The sequence below is a fragment of the Alcanivorax sp. genome (assembly GCF_014762765.1).
Lineage (GTDB): Bacteria > Pseudomonadota > Gammaproteobacteria > Pseudomonadales > Alcanivoracaceae > Alcanivorax.
Window position 1 is genome coordinate 2,160 of the sequence record NZ_JABURH010000096.1, and the last position, 15,513, is coordinate 17,672.

Sequence of the window (15,513 nt, forward strand, 5' to 3'; positions counted from 1 at the left end):
CGCTGCCGTGACTGACTGCTTTTCCGTATCAGCACATAGGTGGCGCCGCTGCCGCCCTGGTTCTGGGGGGCGGAATGGTAGGCCAGAACTAGATGGCTTTCCTCAAGCCAGTGCATGACGTAGCTTTTCAGGAAGCCCGGGCGTTCACTGTGCACGCCCTTGCCATGGTTGATCAGGACGGAACGCAGGCCCTGTTCGTGGGCTTTCATCAGAAACGCCTGTACCTGGTCACGGGCATCCATCAAGCGAACCCGGTGCAGATCCAGCAGGCCCTGGGCATCGTATTTGCCCAGTCGCAGTTTGCGGTATACCCCTTCCTGAACACCGTTTTTTTTGACCCCGACTATGTCCGTGGGACCAATCTGCGGGACCTGTTCCGGTACGGTGAGGGGATTACGGTCCTTGCGGTCGTCCATGGCGGCGGCGCGGCGCAGCTGTTCGCGCAGGCTGTCTGGCCGTTTGGTCCGGGGCAGGTTTGCGCGATTATCCGGTTTTATCGGGGTCACATCCGCCATTTCCTGGCGGAACAGATCATCGTCATTGGTGGCCATGGAACTGCTCCACAAAACCCGTTAGTTCATGCTTGCATGGTACACAAAGCGGGCAGAAACTGGCAGTGAGACCCTTACCGAGAGGTAGTTATGGAGCGACGACGTTTCCGCAGGCCTCGACTGAGACTGAATGTCCGGGCTTCCATTGATCGAAAACCGGTGGGGCATATTCTCAATCTGACTGACGAGGGCCTGTGCCTTACCGGTCGCGGTACACCTCCTCAGGGCAGCCAGTCACTGCTACTGCAACTACCGTTACCTTTATCGGGTCACCGTGAACTGACAGTGATGGCGGAGCCCCGTTGGCATGATTATTTGCCCAATGGACATTGGCGGGGTGGGTTCAAGCTTCTGGCGGATGAGAATACAGCTGCAGCATTGACCACTCTTGCCAGCCGTTACGGCGACAATTAGCCAAAAGGGGAGAGGGGCTTCATCCGTGAAGCCCGGTTTTCAGACCTTGAGGCGAATGCCTCCCGGGAACAAACGCGTTTCAGTAAGGTCGTGAATCGCGACGCTCGCGCGGCTCACTTTTTTCCTCTGAATCGTGCCGATGTCGCTTGGCATCGCGTTTGCGACGTTCACGCTCGGCGCGCTCATGTTCTTCGTTCCAATCGTCCGGTTCATAGTCATCAAAATGTCGACGACCCATGGTGCTACTCTCTTTACAAAATTAAAGGGGTATCCAGTGCTTTATATAGCACTAATCCGGGAAAGGGAGAAGGGCCCGACGCACCATTTGTTGATGCGCCGGGCTGCCATTAGCGACCGTAAGTCTGATCCAGGTAATCCAGAATGTCCGCGGATTCGAATAGTTCAGCGCCAGTATTGGGATCTACCAGGTAGGGAACGGCGATGCGGCCGGCCCGTTCCATCAGGGCGACCCGGTTGCGCTGACGGGGCGTGTATTCATCGAGAAGACGCCGGCGCACAGGCGGGAGCACCCAATCCTGCCACTGGTCCCGGCCGCACTGGCGCAGCAGGTAGGGAAGCTGAAGCTCGGTGAGCCGTTCACGAACCAGACGGGCGAAAGGGCTGGCCTCAAAAGAGTAGAGTTCCAGCGCCTGTTCGGGCGCCTGGCTGTCCAGGACATGCAGACCTCGGGAGGCCCGGGGCAGTGACGCGGACACGGCCGCGGCCGTGCGCAGACTGCGTACCAGCCAGCGACGGGGAGCAGGACGGCCGCCGTATTCTCTGTACAGGTAGTCGATGATATCGGCCGATTCGTAAAGGGCTGCCCCTGTGTTCGGATCCATCAGATAGGGAAATTGCTGGCGTCCACCCAGGCGTTCCACCAGCGGGCGGTAACGCTCACCGCCCTTGGGGCAGGGGAAAATCAGCACATCCAGGTCCAGATCCGTCAGAGCTTCGCGGACCAGGCGACAAAACGGACACCCTTCCATGTCATACAGTTCAAGGGGTTCCTGGGGCGTCTTGCGGTGGCCTTTGCTGGCAATGCCGCGGCCCTGTTGCAGGGCGGAAGCGGCCAGGGAGCGCAGCACCTCGGTGTTATGGGACATAGCGAATTCTCCTGAAACGAATGTCCGGACCTTAGCATCTCTGGGGCGCCCCGCATTGGCCCTTAAGACACCTTGCATATCAAGCGGTTAACCACTGCCCGTTCCGCTCACCCCGGCTGTTAACTCCTGTCATTGAGTGACGGGCGCGGGTAGGGCAATCTCTCGGGTCTACATTTGGCCGGCACCTGTCACTTTGTTACGCATGATCCAACACATGCACAGACAGGTGCTGCCCTTCACAACCCGTCAGCTGAGCTGACATCTGCCTGAGGCAAGAGGAAGGTTCCATGACCGAAGCCTATATTTACGATGCCATCCGTACTCCCCGTGGTCGGGGCAAAAAAGATGGCTCACTGCATACGGTGAAGCCGCTGGACCTGGTGGTCGGCCTGATCGATGAAGTGAAAGCCCGTTTTCCCAATATGGACACCAACCGTATTGATGACCTGTTGTTGGGCGTGGTTACCCCGGTGGGCGATCAGGGCGCCTGTATCGCCAAGACTGCGGCGCTGGCTGCGGGCCTGCCGGATACCGTGGCGGGTTACCAACTGAACCGCTTTTGTGCTTCCGGCCTGGAAGCGGTGAATACCGGTGCCCAGAAAGTGGCCTCCGGGTGGGATGACCTGATTCTGGCGGGTGGTGTCGAAGCCATGAGCCGTATTCCCATGGGCTCCGACGGTGGCGCCTGGGCCATGGACCCGGTGACCAACTACAAGACCGGTTTCGTGCCCCAGGGCATCGGTGCAGATCTGATCGCTACCATCGAAGGTTTTTCCCGCCGTGATGTGGATGAGTTTGCTGCCGAATCCCAGGCGCGCGCTGCCACTGCCTGGGAAAAAGGCTACTTCGGCAATTCCGTGGTACCGGTGAAAGATCTCAACGGCCTGACCGTTCTGGATCGTGACGAGCATGTCCGTGCCGGCACCACCGCCGATGGCCTGGCGGGCCTGAATCCCTCTTTTGCCATGATGGGCGAAATGGGTGGTTTCGATGCGGTAGCGCTGCAGAAATACCACTGGCTGGAAAAGATTGATCACGTTCACCACGCCGGTAACTCTTCCGGCATCGTGGATGGCGCGGCACTGGTCGTACTGGGTAACGAGCAGGTCGGCAAGGATTACGGCATGAAGGCCCGTGGTCGCATTGTCTGCACCGCCATCAGCGGGGCGGATCCCACCATCATGCTGACCGGTCCGGGCCCGGCTGCCAGGAAGGCGCTGGCAAAAGCCGGCCTCAAGGCCAGCGACATCGATCTGTGGGAAATCAACGAAGCGTTCGCCGCTGTGGCCATGCGTTTCATGAAGGACATGGATATCACCCCGGATGTGACCAACGTGAATGGTGGTGCAATTGCCATGGGCCACCCCCTGGGTGCCACCGGCGCCATGATTCTGGGCACCGCGCTGGATGAACTCGAACGTCGCGACAAGAAGTACGCGCTGTGCACCCTGTGTGTGGGCGGTGGCATGGGTATCGCCACCATCATTGAGCGTCTGTAAACCGCGTCGAACGAATTCGGAGAAATGAAATGAGTGAACAAACTGCTATCCGTTGGGAACAGGACGCGGACAACATCGTTACCCTGATTCTGGATGATCCCAATCAGTCCGCGAACACCATGAACGAGCTGTACGGCAAGTCCATGGCCGCCACCGTAGAGCGTCTGGAAAAAGAGAAAGACAACATTGCCGGCGTCATCATCACCTCTGCCAAGAAGACCTTCTTTGCCGGCGGTGATCTGCGTGACCTGCTCAAGGCGAAAAAGGAAGACGGCCAGGTATTCCTGGATAACGTGACCGAGATCAAGCGCCAGCTGCGTGTGCTGGAAACCCTGGGCAAGCCGGTTGTGGCAGCCCTGAACGGTACGGCTCTGGGCGGCGGTCTGGAAATCGCTTTGGCCTGTCATCACCGTGTTGCCATCAACGACAAATCGGCCCAGTTCGGTCTCCCTGAAGTGACCCTGGGTTTGCTGCCCGGCGGCGGCGGTGTCACCCGCGTAGTGCGCATGCTGGGCATCCAGGATGGCCTGATGAAGGTATTGATGCAGGGCCAGCGCATGAAAGCCGACAAGGCCCAGAAAGTGGGGCTGATCGACGAATTGGCCGCCGACCGTGATGAGATGCTGGCCAAGGCCCGCGAATGGATCAAGGCCAACCCGAAAGCCCAGCAGCCCTGGGACCAGAAGGGTTACAAGATTCCCGGCGGGGACCCCAAGAATCCCAAGTTCGCCATGAACCTGCCCGCCTTCCCGGCCAACCTGAAAAAGCAGATCAAGGGTGCCAACTACCCGGCCCCGCTGGCGATCATGTCGGCGGCCGTGGAAGGGGCCCAGGTGGATTTCGATAATGCCTCCACCATTGAAGGCCGCTACTTCGTGTCCCTGGTCACCAGCCAGGTGGCCAAGAACATGATCACCGCCTTCTTCTTCAATCTGCAGGCGATCAATGCCGGTGCCAGCCGTCCCAAGGATGTGCCGAAATTCCGCGCCGAAAAAGTCGGTATTCTCGGTGCGGGCATGATGGGTGCAGGTATTGCCTACGTGACCGCTCGCAGTGGTGCCCAGGTGGTGCTGAAAGATATCTCCCAGGAAAACGCGGAGAAGGGCAAGGACTACTCCCGTAAACTGCTCGACAAGGAAATTTCCCGGGGCAAGATGACCGAGGAGAAAAAAGAACAGATCCTGTCCCTGATCCACGCCACGGCGGATGCCAAGGATCTGGAAGGGGTGGACTTCGTGATTGAGGCGGTGTTCGAGAGCACCGAACTGAAGCACAAGGTCTTCCAGGAAATCGAGGATGTGGTGAAGCCGGATGCCGTGCTCGGTTCCAACACCTCATCGCTGCCGATTACCGGCCTGGCCAAGGGTGTGAAGAAGCAGGACAACTTTATCGGTATCCACTTCTTCAGCCCGGTGGACAAGATGCCGCTGGTGGAAATCATTTCCGGCAAGGACACCAGCCCGGAAGCGCTGGCGAAAACCTACGATTACTGCCAGCAGATCAAGAAGACCCCCATCGTGGTCAACGATGCCCGTGGCTTCTTCACCACCCGCGTGATCGGCACCTTTGCCAACGAAGGTATTGCCATGCTGGGTGAGGGCATTAACGCCCAGTCCATTGAGCAGGCGGCCATGCAGGCGGGTTATCCGGTAGGCACCTTGAACCTGATCGATGAGATCAACATGGAAACTGCCCTGAAGATCGGCAAGGCAGCCCGTGATGATGCCAAGCGCGAAGGCACAGAGCTGCCGCCGGAGCATCCTGCAGAAGTGGTCATGAAGAAAATGGTCGAAGAGCTGGATCGCCCCGGTAAAGTTCAGGGCAAAGGCTTCTACGAATACCCGGAAAACGGCAAAAAGCACCTGTGGCCCGGTCTGAAAGACGCTTTTGGTGGTGACAAGGAGATTCCGTTCGAAGATATCAAGGAACGGATGATGTTCGTGGAAGCCATCGAAGCGGTGAAATGCTTTGACGAAGGCGTGATGGAATCCGTGGCGGATGCCAATATCGGCTCGATCTTCGGTATCGGCTTCCCGGCCTGGACCGGCGGTGTGATCCAGTACATCAACCAGTATGAGGGCGGCCTGCGTGGATTCGTGGCCCGTGCCCAGGAGCTGGCCAAGCTGTACGGTGATCGCTTCAACCCGCCGGCCTCCCTGGTGGAGAAAGCGGAAAAGGGCGAAATCTACAAGTAAGGTGGGTGTCGTCTGATAAAAAAGCCCGGCCATGTGCCGGGCTTTTTTATGTCTGCTTTTCTGTCAGCGTGGTCCTACCCAGAAATGCGGGTTGCAGGCCACTTCCCATAGATGACCATCCGGGTCGGCAAAGTACCCGGCGTAACCGCCCCAGTCAGTGGACTGGCCGGGTTTGATCAGTTGTGCGCCGGCTTCCTGGGCCTGTGCCAGCAACTGGTCGACCTGCTGTGGGCTTTCCACGTTGTGGGCCATCGCCACGCCACGAAAGCCCTGACCGGATGGCGCAACGCCGGCATCATCGGCCAGGTCATCATGACCGAACAAGCCGAGCCAGGTGCCGTTCAATTCAAAGAACGCCACCGGCCCATCGTCGGGCATTGGACGGCGTGGCAGGCCGAGGCCCTGCTCATAAAAGCGGACCGCCGTCGCAAGGTCCTTGACGCCAAGGGTGATCATGCTGATGCGTGGTTCCATGAAATTCTCCTGTTTGTCGATCACGCTGCCCTTTATGCTCAATACGGTATACCCAAGGGAGTACGCATGGAACTGGACCGTTTTGGTTGGCCCTCAGGGCCCACCCTCAATGTGCAAAGTTTACCCACGGATTTCCCGGAGCCGCCGCAACAGGATCTGGATGCGATCCTGGACAGTCTGCATGAATATCAACGGCGACTGTTTGCCAATCGACGCCATGCTGTGCTCCTGGTGGTGCAGGGCCTGGATGCCGCCGGCAAGGACAGCTTGATTCGTACTTTGGCCCAGGCCATGGACCCGGCCGCGTTCCGAGTGCACGCATTCGGTCGGCCGTTGGGTGAGGAGGTGGATCATGATTTTCTCTGGCGGGTATGGCGTCACTTGCCGGCCAGGGGGGACGTGGTGGCCTTCAATCGCAGCCATTACGAATCCGTGCTGGCCGAACGGCTGTGGCCGGTCACCGAGCACAGCAGTGATGACTGGCCGCTGAAATACGAGGCCATCAACGCCTTTGAGCAACACCTGCACCGGGAAGGGACCCGGATCATCAAGATCTGGTTAAATACCTCACAGGAAGAACAGCGGCGCCGGCTGCTGAAACGGTTGGCCAAGCCCCGCAAGCGCTGGAAGTTCGATGCAGCAGATGTGGAAAGCTGGTTAGCAAGGGAGTCCTATCTCACACTGGTCAATGAAACCCTGGCGGCAACCCATACCCTTCATGCTCCCTGGCACCTGATTCCTAACGATAACAAGCCACATGCCAGATTGGAGGTGGCAAGATTACTGCTGACCACGTTGAAGGAACTGGCGCCAGAATATCCCCAGGAAGACCCGCAGTGTATTGAGCACTATCGGCAAGTATTGACCAAAAAGAATGATTGAGCCGTAGCGATGAACAGTGTGCTGACAATGATTGCCGGGCTGGGCCTGTTCCTGTTCGCCATGCAACTGGTTGAGCAGGCGGTGCAGACCCTGTTCAGCGAAAAGGCCTCCCATTGGCTGCAACGCTCTACCAATACCACCCTGAAAGGTGTGGTGGCCGGGGCCCTGATTACCGCCGTCATGCAGAGCAGTTCCCTGGTGGGGCTATTGGTGCTGGCTTTTGTGTCGGTGGGAATACTCCCTCTGCGGCATGCCATAGCGGTAATGCTGGGTGCCAACCTGGGCACCACGGCAACCGGCTGGTTGGTGACGCTGCTGGGCTTCAAGCTCTCGCTTTCCGGGGTCAGTTTGCCGCTGGCCGGGGCAGGTGCCCTCTGCTTCGTGCTCCTGCCGAAAGGTGTGTGGCGTTCTGCCGGCCTGTTTCTGCTGGCTTTCGGTTTGCTGATCTTTGGTCTGGATACAATGAAGGTGGCAGTGGAAGGCGTCGGGCAGCGCTTCGATGTGAGTTGGCTCCAGGGCTATCCTCCGGTGCTGTATCTGCTGGCGGGGGTGCTGCTGACTGCCATTATCCAGTCGTCGTCAGCGGCCATGCTGATTACCTTATCGGCGCTCAATGGTGGTCTGATTGCCTTGCCGGAAGCCTTGGCGCTGGTGATCGGTGCGGACCTGGGTACCACCAGTACCTTGCTGCTCGGGGCCATCAAAGGATCAGTTCAGAAGAAGCAGGTGGCGGCTTTCCATGTGTTTTATAACGTGGGAACAGCGCTAATGGCCTTTCTGCTGGTGATGCCCGTATGGCCTCAGATCTCTGGTTGGTTGGGTATCACTGATTCGTTATATGGCCTGGTGGCCTTCCATACCGGCTTCAACCTGATCGGGATTGTGGTGTTTGCGCCGTTACTTGGTGCCATGGAACGATGCATTGAAAAGCATATTGGCAAGCGGGGGCGCCATGATCTGTTCGCTGATATCAGCCCGCAATCGGTGGAGCCGGCGCTGTTGGTGCTGGGCCGTGAGACGGACAGCCTCATTGAGCGGGTCAGGAATTATTGCCGTCACCCCCTGCAAGGGCGCACCTTGTCCCGCTTCTTTGAAGAATACGGTCAGGTCACGGACCTGGAAATGCAGCTGGCTGACTATGCCAACCGGCTGGCCCAACAGCCGATGACCGAGGGCCAGGAACAGCGCCTGCGACGTCTTCGCGCCCGGGTGCGTGAAGCGGTTTATGCCTTAAAGGCCCTGAAAGATGTGGCAGATGATCTGGCGCTTCTGGCAGAAAGCCGAGATCCCGGCCTGCAGGGTTTCAGTGAGCAGATTCTGCATGCGCTGGAGCAACTCTACCAGGCATCACCCTGCGCTGAGCTGGCGGCACAGCATCGTCTGGCCATGGAGCAGCTTCAGCGCGAAGCCTATTCGCTGGTGGCAGATGCCCGCGTACGTGGGATCAGCGTGCTGAATCTGGCTCGGGAAGTGGATGAGAGTGGGCGCCACTGGTTGCGAAGTCTGGCAGTGGCGGATGATGCGACGCTTTGAGAGCTGCAATCAGGCTGGAGCGCTGGAAGGGGTAAGGGCGTCGGCGGCTAACTGGCTGAAGGCCACTTCCAGCCAGCGTCGCAATTCACTGGGGCGCAGGGGCTTGGGCATCAGGGTCTCACCTCCGGCGTCCAGGCACTGTTGCCGGTAGGCCTCACTATCGTTGCCGGAGATGAATAGAATGGGGGTCAGGCCGTTCTGGTTGCGGATTTCCCGGGCCACACTGAAGCCGTTCAGTGTCGGGAGTTCCACATCCAGTATCAGTAGATCCACGTTTCGTTGCCGGTAGAGGCGTAGCGCCGCCTCACCGTCGGCTGCCAGCACATATTCATGGCCCAGCTCTTCGATGATACGGCAGATGATCAGACTGACAGCTTTATTGTCTTCGACAACGAGAACATTCATGAATGATTTTGTAACGTAACGGCGCGCTGATAACAAGGGTGAAAGACACGTCAAGGTAGTTTTTGTTATTTCAACGTACAATGGCGCGACCGGATCGGGTAAACACTATGTCAATTATGGCCAGTTTCTTTATTATTGGCGGTCCGGATTCCGGTCAGAGGATTCGAGATACAAGCCCGGCGGACAAGAATGCTGAACGGGTAACGATTTCAGGATACTGAAGAAGCGGTTGAACCGCTTTTTGGCATTGCCAATGGTGTGAGGGTGGCGGTCGATGTACCAGCGCAGAACAATCAATATCAATCGCGTAGTGAAGTTGCTCCAGGGGGCGGCCCGATCCGGTGCCAGCATTCCTGATCTGCTTGATCAGTGCGATATCCCCCGACAGTTGCTCGATGACCCGAACGGCACCATTGAGCGAGACACCTTTATCAAGATGATGCTGCTGATTATGCAGCAGACCCAGGACGAGTTTCTCGGTTTCGGCCAGGGCCGCAAATCCAAGCCCGGTACTTTTTCCATGATGGCCCACGCGGTGATTAACTGCCCGACCCTGGGGGCGGCCATTGAGCGGGGTATCCGTTTTTACGATCTGTTTGAGCTGAGCATGCATTCCCGAATTGAGCGGGAAGGAGACATTGCTCGGCTGGTGGTCCAGGCCGACCCGCGCCTGGATTTTCGGGAAGTGATCATTGAGACCTCCCTGTTTGTGTGGCTGCGCTTCATGAGCTGGCTGGTCGGCAAGGCCATCGAGCCCCAGCTGGTGAAACTGGACTACACCGATGTGAGAAACGACGAAGAACATCGTTTCCTGTTTGATTGCCCCATTGAGTACAGCGCTGACGAAAATGCGGTGAGTTTCCGTGCCGATTTTCTCGATCTCCCCCTTGTGCAGAACGAGCTGTCCCTGTCCAAGTTCCTCAAGGATTCCCTGGCTCAGCTGTTCGACGGCAACATCCATAATGTGGGCTTGCCGGCTCAGATTCGGGCGATCATCTCCAACGAATACGGCAACAGTTTCCCCGATTTCACGGAAATCTGCGGTAAACTCAACATGACGCCGCAAACCCTGCGCCGCCGGCTGAAAGAGGCTAATACCAGCTACCAGGAGATCAAGGATTCCATCCGCAAGGATGCCTCGGTCTACTACCTGTCCAAGCCGGATTTGAGCATCGATGAAATTGCCCTGCTGATGGGCTTCAGTGAAGCCAGCTCTTTCCATCGTGCCTTCAAGAAGTGGACGGGCAAGACCCCATCCAGCTTCCGCAAGGAGCATTTCGGCGTCAGTCAATAATTCCGTGCCGACCCTTTATCAGGACCTGCAATGACAGTGCAAGACGCCAATACGGCGCGCCTGCTGGTAACCTGCCCGGACAAGCCGGGTATTATCAGCGCCGTCAGTACCTTTCTATTCAACCACGGTGCCAATATCACCGATTTCGACCAGCATTCCAGCGATGCCCGGGGTGGCACTTTCTTTTTACGGCTGGAATTCCAGACCCCGGAACTGGATTGTTCGCGGGAAGCCCTGCGTAATAATTTCGCCAGCCGGGTTGCCGAACCCTACGGCATGCAGTGGCAGATCAGCTATGCCAGCGAGAAAAAACGCATGGCGGTGCTGGTATCACGCCATGACCACGTAATTATGGATTTGTTGTGGCGTACCTCGCGGGGCGACTTGCCGGCCACTATTCCCATGGTGATCAGTAATCATGATGATCTTCGCGGCGAAGTGGAGCGGTTCGGTATCGATTATCACCATATTCCGGTGAACGGCGATAACAAGGCCGAGGCGGAAGCCAAAGCGTTGGAGCTGCTGGATGGACAGGTGGACGTGATCGTGCTGGCCCGTTACATGCAGATCCTGAGCAGCGAGTTCGTTTCGCACCATCCGCATCGCATCATCAATATCCACCATTCTTTCCTGCCAGCCTTTGTGGGCGCGAATCCCTATCAGCAGGCCCACGATCGCGGCGTCAAACTGATCGGTGCCACCAGCCACTATGTGACAGAGGACCTGGATCAGGGGCCGATCATCGAGCAGAACGTGCAGCGGGTCAGTCACCGGCATTCCGCCGACGAGCTCAAATCCCTTGGACAGGATGTGGAGCGTCAGGTGATGCTGCGGGCGGTGCGCTGGCATCTGGAAGACCGGGTGATCGTGGATGGCAACAAGACCGTGGTATTTGTGAAGTAGCAGCAGATCGCGCCTGTAATGGCGTGAAAAGGAGGGTCCTGGAATTGTTGGAGCCTTGCAAGCAAGGCTCCAAAAGCGTTTCTGGGTCAGTTGGTAAACCGCAGCCCGATACCAAAAGTGCCGAAGTTTTCGGATTCCAGCTGCGTTTGGCGGTAATCCGCGGTGACAGTCAGCTTGTCCACTACCGGGATAGCCAGGCCCACACCGAGATAGGGCGCAATACCGCTTTGGCTGTCGCTGCTCGGGGCTTCCGTCAGTGACACCACGGTGTCGCCATTATTGTCGAGCAGGGTGCGCTGCTGACGGTTTTCCAGTTCGAAATCGTAGATATAGGCGCCGCCTTTCAGGTACACCCAGCGTTTAGTCTGCCAGAGCACCCCGACAGTGAAGCCATTGATCTCCAGTGAATCCTCCTCATTGATGCGGACACTGCTGGCCCCGGCACCCTGTTCGGAGACGGTCGGTGCCCGGACAAATTCACTGTCGATGGAGTCCTTGCTTTGGCGCAGAAAACCCGCCTCCAGCCCCAGGCGGGAATCGCCGCCCAGATCCAGGCTGTTTAGCCACATGCCAAGGCGAATATCCAGTCCGTCAGTAGTGTCAAAGCCATAGGGGGCCAGGTCGGCACGCAGCATTTGCGCCTCGGCGTAGAAATCCACATCCGGTGGTGCCAGTTCTTCTTCGGCGTGTACAAAGGGGGAGAGCAGGGCGGCGCCAAGGCCCAGGGTCAGCGGCAATATTGTTTTCATTATTGATCCAGCCGTTGTGATAAGGACAATGTGCCACATTGTAACCAGCGCGAGACCAACATGCACAGTGACTTGCAGCACGCCCATGATGAAACCCTGCTGGGGTTGTGCCGACCCGGCTTCGAGAACGACCTGGCTGCGGAGCTGAACTACCATGCGGCGGAGCAGATGGTCGGCGGTTATCCGCGTACCGTCCCGGATAGTGGTTATGTGCTCTGGCACAGCCAGCAGGGCTCCATGGCGGCACTGTTGGAGAGCGGGCTGATTTTTGCCCGTAGCCTGAGTCTGGCCGAAGGCCAGTTCGTGGATATCGGCGATGACCGGATCGCGGAGCTGTGGCCTTTACTAAAACAGGCGGCCCCATTCAGCGAGGTGTTTCTGGAGCATCCAGACACCAACGACGGCCGGGAAATGCAGCGCTTTCTGCGCGGCTTTCGCAAGGCGCTGGAGCCTCGCCTGAAAAAAAATGGCCTGTTGAAACCCAATGCCCGCCAGCGGGTGCATTTGTTCTTCAGCGATTCCCATAATGGCTGGGTGACCAGCAGCCCCACAGCCGTGCCGCTGGCTGAAGGCGGGGTGCGACGGCTGAAATTGCCGGGTGAAGCCCCCAGCCGCTCCGCGCTCAAGGTAGAAGAGGCGCTGATCCGTTTTTTTGGCAGCACGGACGGCCTTACAGCAAAAACCGCTGTGGATCTGGGCGCCGCCCCGGGCGGCTGGAGCTGGCAGCTGGCAAGGCGAGGTATCAAAGTGCAGGCGGTGGATCATGGCAAGCTTGATGCGCGTCTGCTGAATGAATACCCCGTTGAGCATATCCGAGGTGATGCCTTCACCTGGCGGCCCCGTAGCAGCGTGGACCTGGTGGTTTGTGATGTGGTGGACAAGCCGGCGCGTACCCTGCAGCAAATGGAAAAGTGGCTTACCCAGGGATGGTCCAGAGCGGCTCTGTTCAATCTCAAGCTACCCATGAAGCGTCGTTTCCAGGAGGCCTGGCAATTGCTCGAGAAACTGACCGTTGCCATGGAGCGCCACGAGAATCTGGGTGTGCCCGAGATCAAGGCGGCCCAGCTTTACTATGATCGTGAGGAAATTACCGTCTGGGCTGCGTTCCACCGGGACTATTGATCATGCCCACAACCCGTGCCACCCCGGCACTCTTTGCCACTCTCGGTATGCTGTACTTTGCCCAGGGTCTGCCGGCCGGCTTGTTGGGTAAGTCCATGCCGGCCCTGGCCAGGGATGCAGGCCTGTCACCGGAATGGATCGGCCTGCTGGCGCTACCGGCGTTACCCTGGGCGTTGAAGTTTCTCTGGGCGCCCTGGGTGGACCGCTGGGGCAGTGGCAAACCCAATCACCGCAAGCGCTGGATTCTTGCCTGCGTGTTTGCGGTGATGCTGGTACTGGCCATCACTGCGCTGTTCCCCCCTGAATGGTTGTTTGGTCCGGGCTTTGCGCTGTTGGTGGTGCTGCTCTTTCTGCTCAACCTGTTCAGTGCCACCCAGGATATTGCCACCGACGGCCTGGCGACGCGCTTGTTAACGCCGGACCTGCGTGGACTCGGCAACAGCATTCAGGTCAACGGCTACAAGATAGGCATGATCCTGGGTAGTGGTGCGTTACTGATGTTGGTCGGTCGCTGGGGTTGGCAGGGCACCATGGCGTGCATGATCATAGCCTTGATGCTGGTTGCCCTGGTGACCTGGCGATTCCGTGAGCCGCCAGAAACGGTGAAACCCCGCCGGCCGGTTACCTTGCGCTGGTGGCGAAGGCAACTGACGTTATTCTGGTGGCGACCGCAAATGGCGGTCTGGTTGCTCATCCTGCTGGGTTACAAGGTCGGCGATGGATTCGGTTCCCGAATGATCAAGCCCTTTCTGGTCGATCGGCAATGGACGCTGGAAGCCATCGGGCGGCTTGATCTGGTGTCGTCACTGGTAGGGCTGGCCGGGGCCGCGTTGGCGGGCGTGCTGATGATGAGGATGTCGCGCAAACAGGCCCTGTTCGGTTTTGCCAGCTTGCAGGCCATGTCCTTTCTAGGCTGGTGGATGGTTGCATGCAGTCCGGCGGATCACTGGATCTGGCCGGTGGCTCTATTCGAGCAATTTGCCGACGGCCTTTCCACCGTCGCCCTGTTTGTACTGATGATGGACTATTGCCGTAGCGGCCATGAGGGCAGTGACTACACCATGCAGGCTTCGGTGCAGTTGTTCGCGGTGGGGGCCTTTACCCTGGCCAGCGGCTTCAGTGTGGCCTGGCTGGGCTATGCCAGCCACTTCTTGCTGGCTGCGATTCTCTGCACAGCCGTTATAATGGCCGCCTTTTTCTGGCAAGCGCCAATTGATGGCAACGCAAAAAAGGTAACCCCATGAGCCATGACGCCCAGCACCACCTCGATGCCACCGGTCTGCTGTGTCCGGAACCGGTAATGATGTTGCACAACAAGGTGCGCGACATGGCACCTGGCGAGGTCCTGGAAGTCCGCGCCACCGATCCGTCCACCGAAAGGGATATTCCCAAGTTCTGCCAGTTTCTTGGCCATACCTTGTTGGGGCAGGAGCAGGAGGGGGAGCTTTGGGTGTATTGGATACGGAAGAAGGGTAATTGATAGTTGAGAATGGATAATTGATAACTGCGCGATCAAGCTCCGTGCAGCATTACAACGCAAGAGGCCGCGCCCAATCTCTGGGCGCGGCCTCTTGCGTTTCTGGTCACCGTAATCTTCACCGCGACGTTATCAATTATCCATTCTCAACTATCAATTAGTCCTGGAAAGCATCGCCACCGCCGCCAGTGCTTCCGGGTCCCTTTCCTTGAGTTTGTTGGCGATGCCGTGTTGGAAAAAATAGCGGAAGTCCGGGAGCTGCTGGGCCTGGATCAGACACTCGGCGCCCGGCAGGACCGGGGTTTCCACCAAGCCATTTTCCTCCGCCACCATGGCAGCCAGACTCCCGTCGGCGGACAGTTGCCAGCTCACCACTTCCATCAGGCTGATGGTGTGGAAGTCATCCTCGGAAAATACCGCGTGGGTGCCGATCGTGTCGGGAATTTCCTGAATCGTCTGATGCCCGGGCTGGGGCTTGCCGAAGAAGCTGATGGCCGCATCCAGTTCCTGCACCTTGTGTGCCGGGGCATCAATGAACAGGTAATCGCTTTCCGGAAGACGGTAACCTTCCCAGCGGCCGTTCAATGGATCCGCCAGGGCCATGGCGGTCACCGGCTCTTTCAGCCAGGGAACCATGGCCACGGTGTCGCCATTGGCGAGACGGGCCCAGGCCAGAATTTTCAGTGAGAAGAGTTTATCCGGGTGATGATCATTGGCGTACAACAGCTCGATGCCATCGTATTCCGGGGAGAGACGCAAAATGGGGGGCTGTGCCGCTTTGCGGCGTGGAGAGAAAGGAACCACATTGTTCCCGCCAGGGTGTTGCCGGTGAGCCTGAGTCATGGGCACCTCCCGGTACAAGTCCTTGGCGCCGCCAGCCCGACACACAGTGTTCGTTCTGCACGGCCC

Annotated in this window: 17 protein-coding genes; 10 read left to right on the plus strand and 7 right to left on the minus strand. The window is 58.2% G+C overall.

From position 1 onward, the window contains the following. Positions 1-551 (minus strand): DNA endonuclease SmrA (smrA, locus tag HUJ17_RS05050; RefSeq protein WP_290509649.1); only part of this gene is annotated, 551 nt, incomplete at its 3' end. Between the two features lie 90 nt (positions 552-641). Here smrA and HUJ17_RS05055 point away from each other — a divergent pair. Further along, positions 642-965, plus strand: coding sequence for a hypothetical protein (locus HUJ17_RS05055; RefSeq protein WP_290509650.1), 324 nt, complete (start codon positions 642-644; stop codon positions 963-965). A gap of 79 nt (positions 966-1,044) precedes the next feature. Here HUJ17_RS05055 and HUJ17_RS05060 read toward each other — a convergent pair whose 3' ends face one another. Together HUJ17_RS05060 and HUJ17_RS05065 are read right to left on the minus strand one after the other, a co-directional pair. After that, entirely contained in the window at positions 1,045-1,203 is a 159-nt protein-coding gene (locus HUJ17_RS05060; RefSeq protein ID WP_290509651.1) for a hypothetical protein, read from the minus strand. Between the two features lie 109 nt (positions 1,204-1,312). Beyond that, positions 1,313-2,071, minus strand: a complete 759-nt coding sequence (locus HUJ17_RS05065) for a glutathione S-transferase N-terminal domain-containing protein (RefSeq protein WP_290509652.1) — start codon at positions 2,069-2,071, stop codon at positions 1,313-1,315. Positions 2,072-2,358: 287 nt separating this feature from the next. Here HUJ17_RS05065 and HUJ17_RS05070 point away from each other — a divergent pair, with 287 nt between their 5' ends. Beyond that, positions 2,359-3,570 carry an acetyl-CoA C-acetyltransferase gene (locus tag HUJ17_RS05070; RefSeq protein WP_063508727.1) on the plus strand — a complete coding sequence of 404 codons (1,212 nt, stop codon included), beginning with the start codon at positions 2,359-2,361 and terminating at the stop codon, positions 3,568-3,570. 29 nt (positions 3,571-3,599) lie between these two features. Next, positions 3,600-5,765 (plus strand): 3-hydroxyacyl-CoA dehydrogenase NAD-binding domain-containing protein, encoded by a 2,166-nt coding sequence (locus HUJ17_RS05075; protein ID WP_290509653.1) that lies wholly within the window; start codon positions 3,600-3,602, stop codon positions 5,763-5,765. Between the two features lie 63 nt (positions 5,766-5,828). Here the strand turns inward: HUJ17_RS05075 and HUJ17_RS05080 are convergent, their stop codons facing one another. Next, positions 5,829-6,239 (minus strand): VOC family protein, encoded by a 411-nt coding sequence (locus HUJ17_RS05080; protein WP_290509654.1) that lies wholly within the window; start codon positions 6,237-6,239, stop codon positions 5,829-5,831. Positions 6,240-6,305: 66 nt separating this feature from the next. Here HUJ17_RS05080 and HUJ17_RS05085 point away from each other — a divergent pair, with 66 nt between their 5' ends. Together HUJ17_RS05085 and HUJ17_RS05090 are read left to right on the plus strand one after the other, a co-directional pair. After that, positions 6,306-7,121: a PPK2 family polyphosphate kinase gene (locus tag HUJ17_RS05085; protein ID WP_290509655.1), complete on the plus strand. Its 816-nt coding sequence runs from the start codon at positions 6,306-6,308 to the stop codon at positions 7,119-7,121. A gap of 9 nt (positions 7,122-7,130) precedes the next feature. Then, positions 7,131-8,654: a Na/Pi symporter gene (locus tag HUJ17_RS05090; RefSeq protein WP_290509656.1), complete on the plus strand. Its 1,524-nt coding sequence runs from the start codon at positions 7,131-7,133 to the stop codon at positions 8,652-8,654. 9 nt (positions 8,655-8,663) lie between these two features. Here the strand turns inward: HUJ17_RS05090 and HUJ17_RS05095 are convergent, their stop codons facing one another. Further along, on the minus strand, positions 8,664-9,059 hold the full coding sequence (locus HUJ17_RS05095) for a response regulator (protein ID WP_290509657.1): 396 nt from the start codon (positions 9,057-9,059) through the stop codon (positions 8,664-8,666). Positions 9,060-9,333: 274 nt separating this feature from the next. Between HUJ17_RS05095 and HUJ17_RS05100 the strand changes: the two genes are divergently transcribed. Further along, positions 9,334-10,353, plus strand: a complete 1,020-nt coding sequence (locus HUJ17_RS05100; RefSeq protein WP_290509658.1) for an AraC family transcriptional regulator — start codon at positions 9,334-9,336, stop codon at positions 10,351-10,353. Positions 10,354-10,383: 30 nt separating this feature from the next. Continuing rightward, positions 10,384-11,256, plus strand: a complete 873-nt coding sequence (gene purU / locus HUJ17_RS05105) for a formyltetrahydrofolate deformylase (protein WP_290509659.1) — start codon at positions 10,384-10,386, stop codon at positions 11,254-11,256. Between the two features lie 86 nt (positions 11,257-11,342). Here the strand turns inward: purU and HUJ17_RS05110 are convergent, their stop codons facing one another. After that, positions 11,343-12,005 carry an outer membrane beta-barrel protein gene (locus HUJ17_RS05110; RefSeq protein ID WP_290509660.1) on the minus strand — a complete coding sequence of 221 codons (663 nt, stop codon included), beginning with the start codon at positions 12,003-12,005 and terminating at the stop codon, positions 11,343-11,345. Positions 12,006-12,065: 60 nt separating this feature from the next. Between HUJ17_RS05110 and rlmM the strand changes: the two genes are divergently transcribed. The 3 genes from rlmM to tusA are packed head-to-tail and all read left to right on the plus strand — an operon-like array spanning position 12,066 to position 14,607. Beyond that, positions 12,066-13,127: a 23S rRNA (cytidine(2498)-2'-O)-methyltransferase RlmM gene (gene rlmM, locus HUJ17_RS05115; protein ID WP_290509661.1), complete on the plus strand. Its 1,062-nt coding sequence runs from the start codon at positions 12,066-12,068 to the stop codon at positions 13,125-13,127. 2 nt (positions 13,128-13,129) lie between these two features. Continuing rightward, complete coding sequence (locus tag HUJ17_RS05120) at positions 13,130-14,371, plus strand: MFS transporter (RefSeq protein ID WP_290509662.1); 1,242 nt, start codon at positions 13,130-13,132, stop codon at positions 14,369-14,371. Then, complete coding sequence (tusA, locus tag HUJ17_RS05125) at positions 14,368-14,607, plus strand: sulfurtransferase TusA (RefSeq protein ID WP_290509663.1); 240 nt, start codon at positions 14,368-14,370, stop codon at positions 14,605-14,607. Before HUJ17_RS05120 ends, tusA begins: the two co-directional genes overlap by 4 nt. Positions 14,608-14,757: 150 nt before the next feature. On the opposite strand, the gene HUJ17_RS05130 is transcribed toward tusA, so the two are convergent. Then, positions 14,758-15,513: hypothetical protein (locus HUJ17_RS05130; protein WP_366471152.1), on the minus strand; the 756-nt coding region annotated here is incomplete at its 5' end.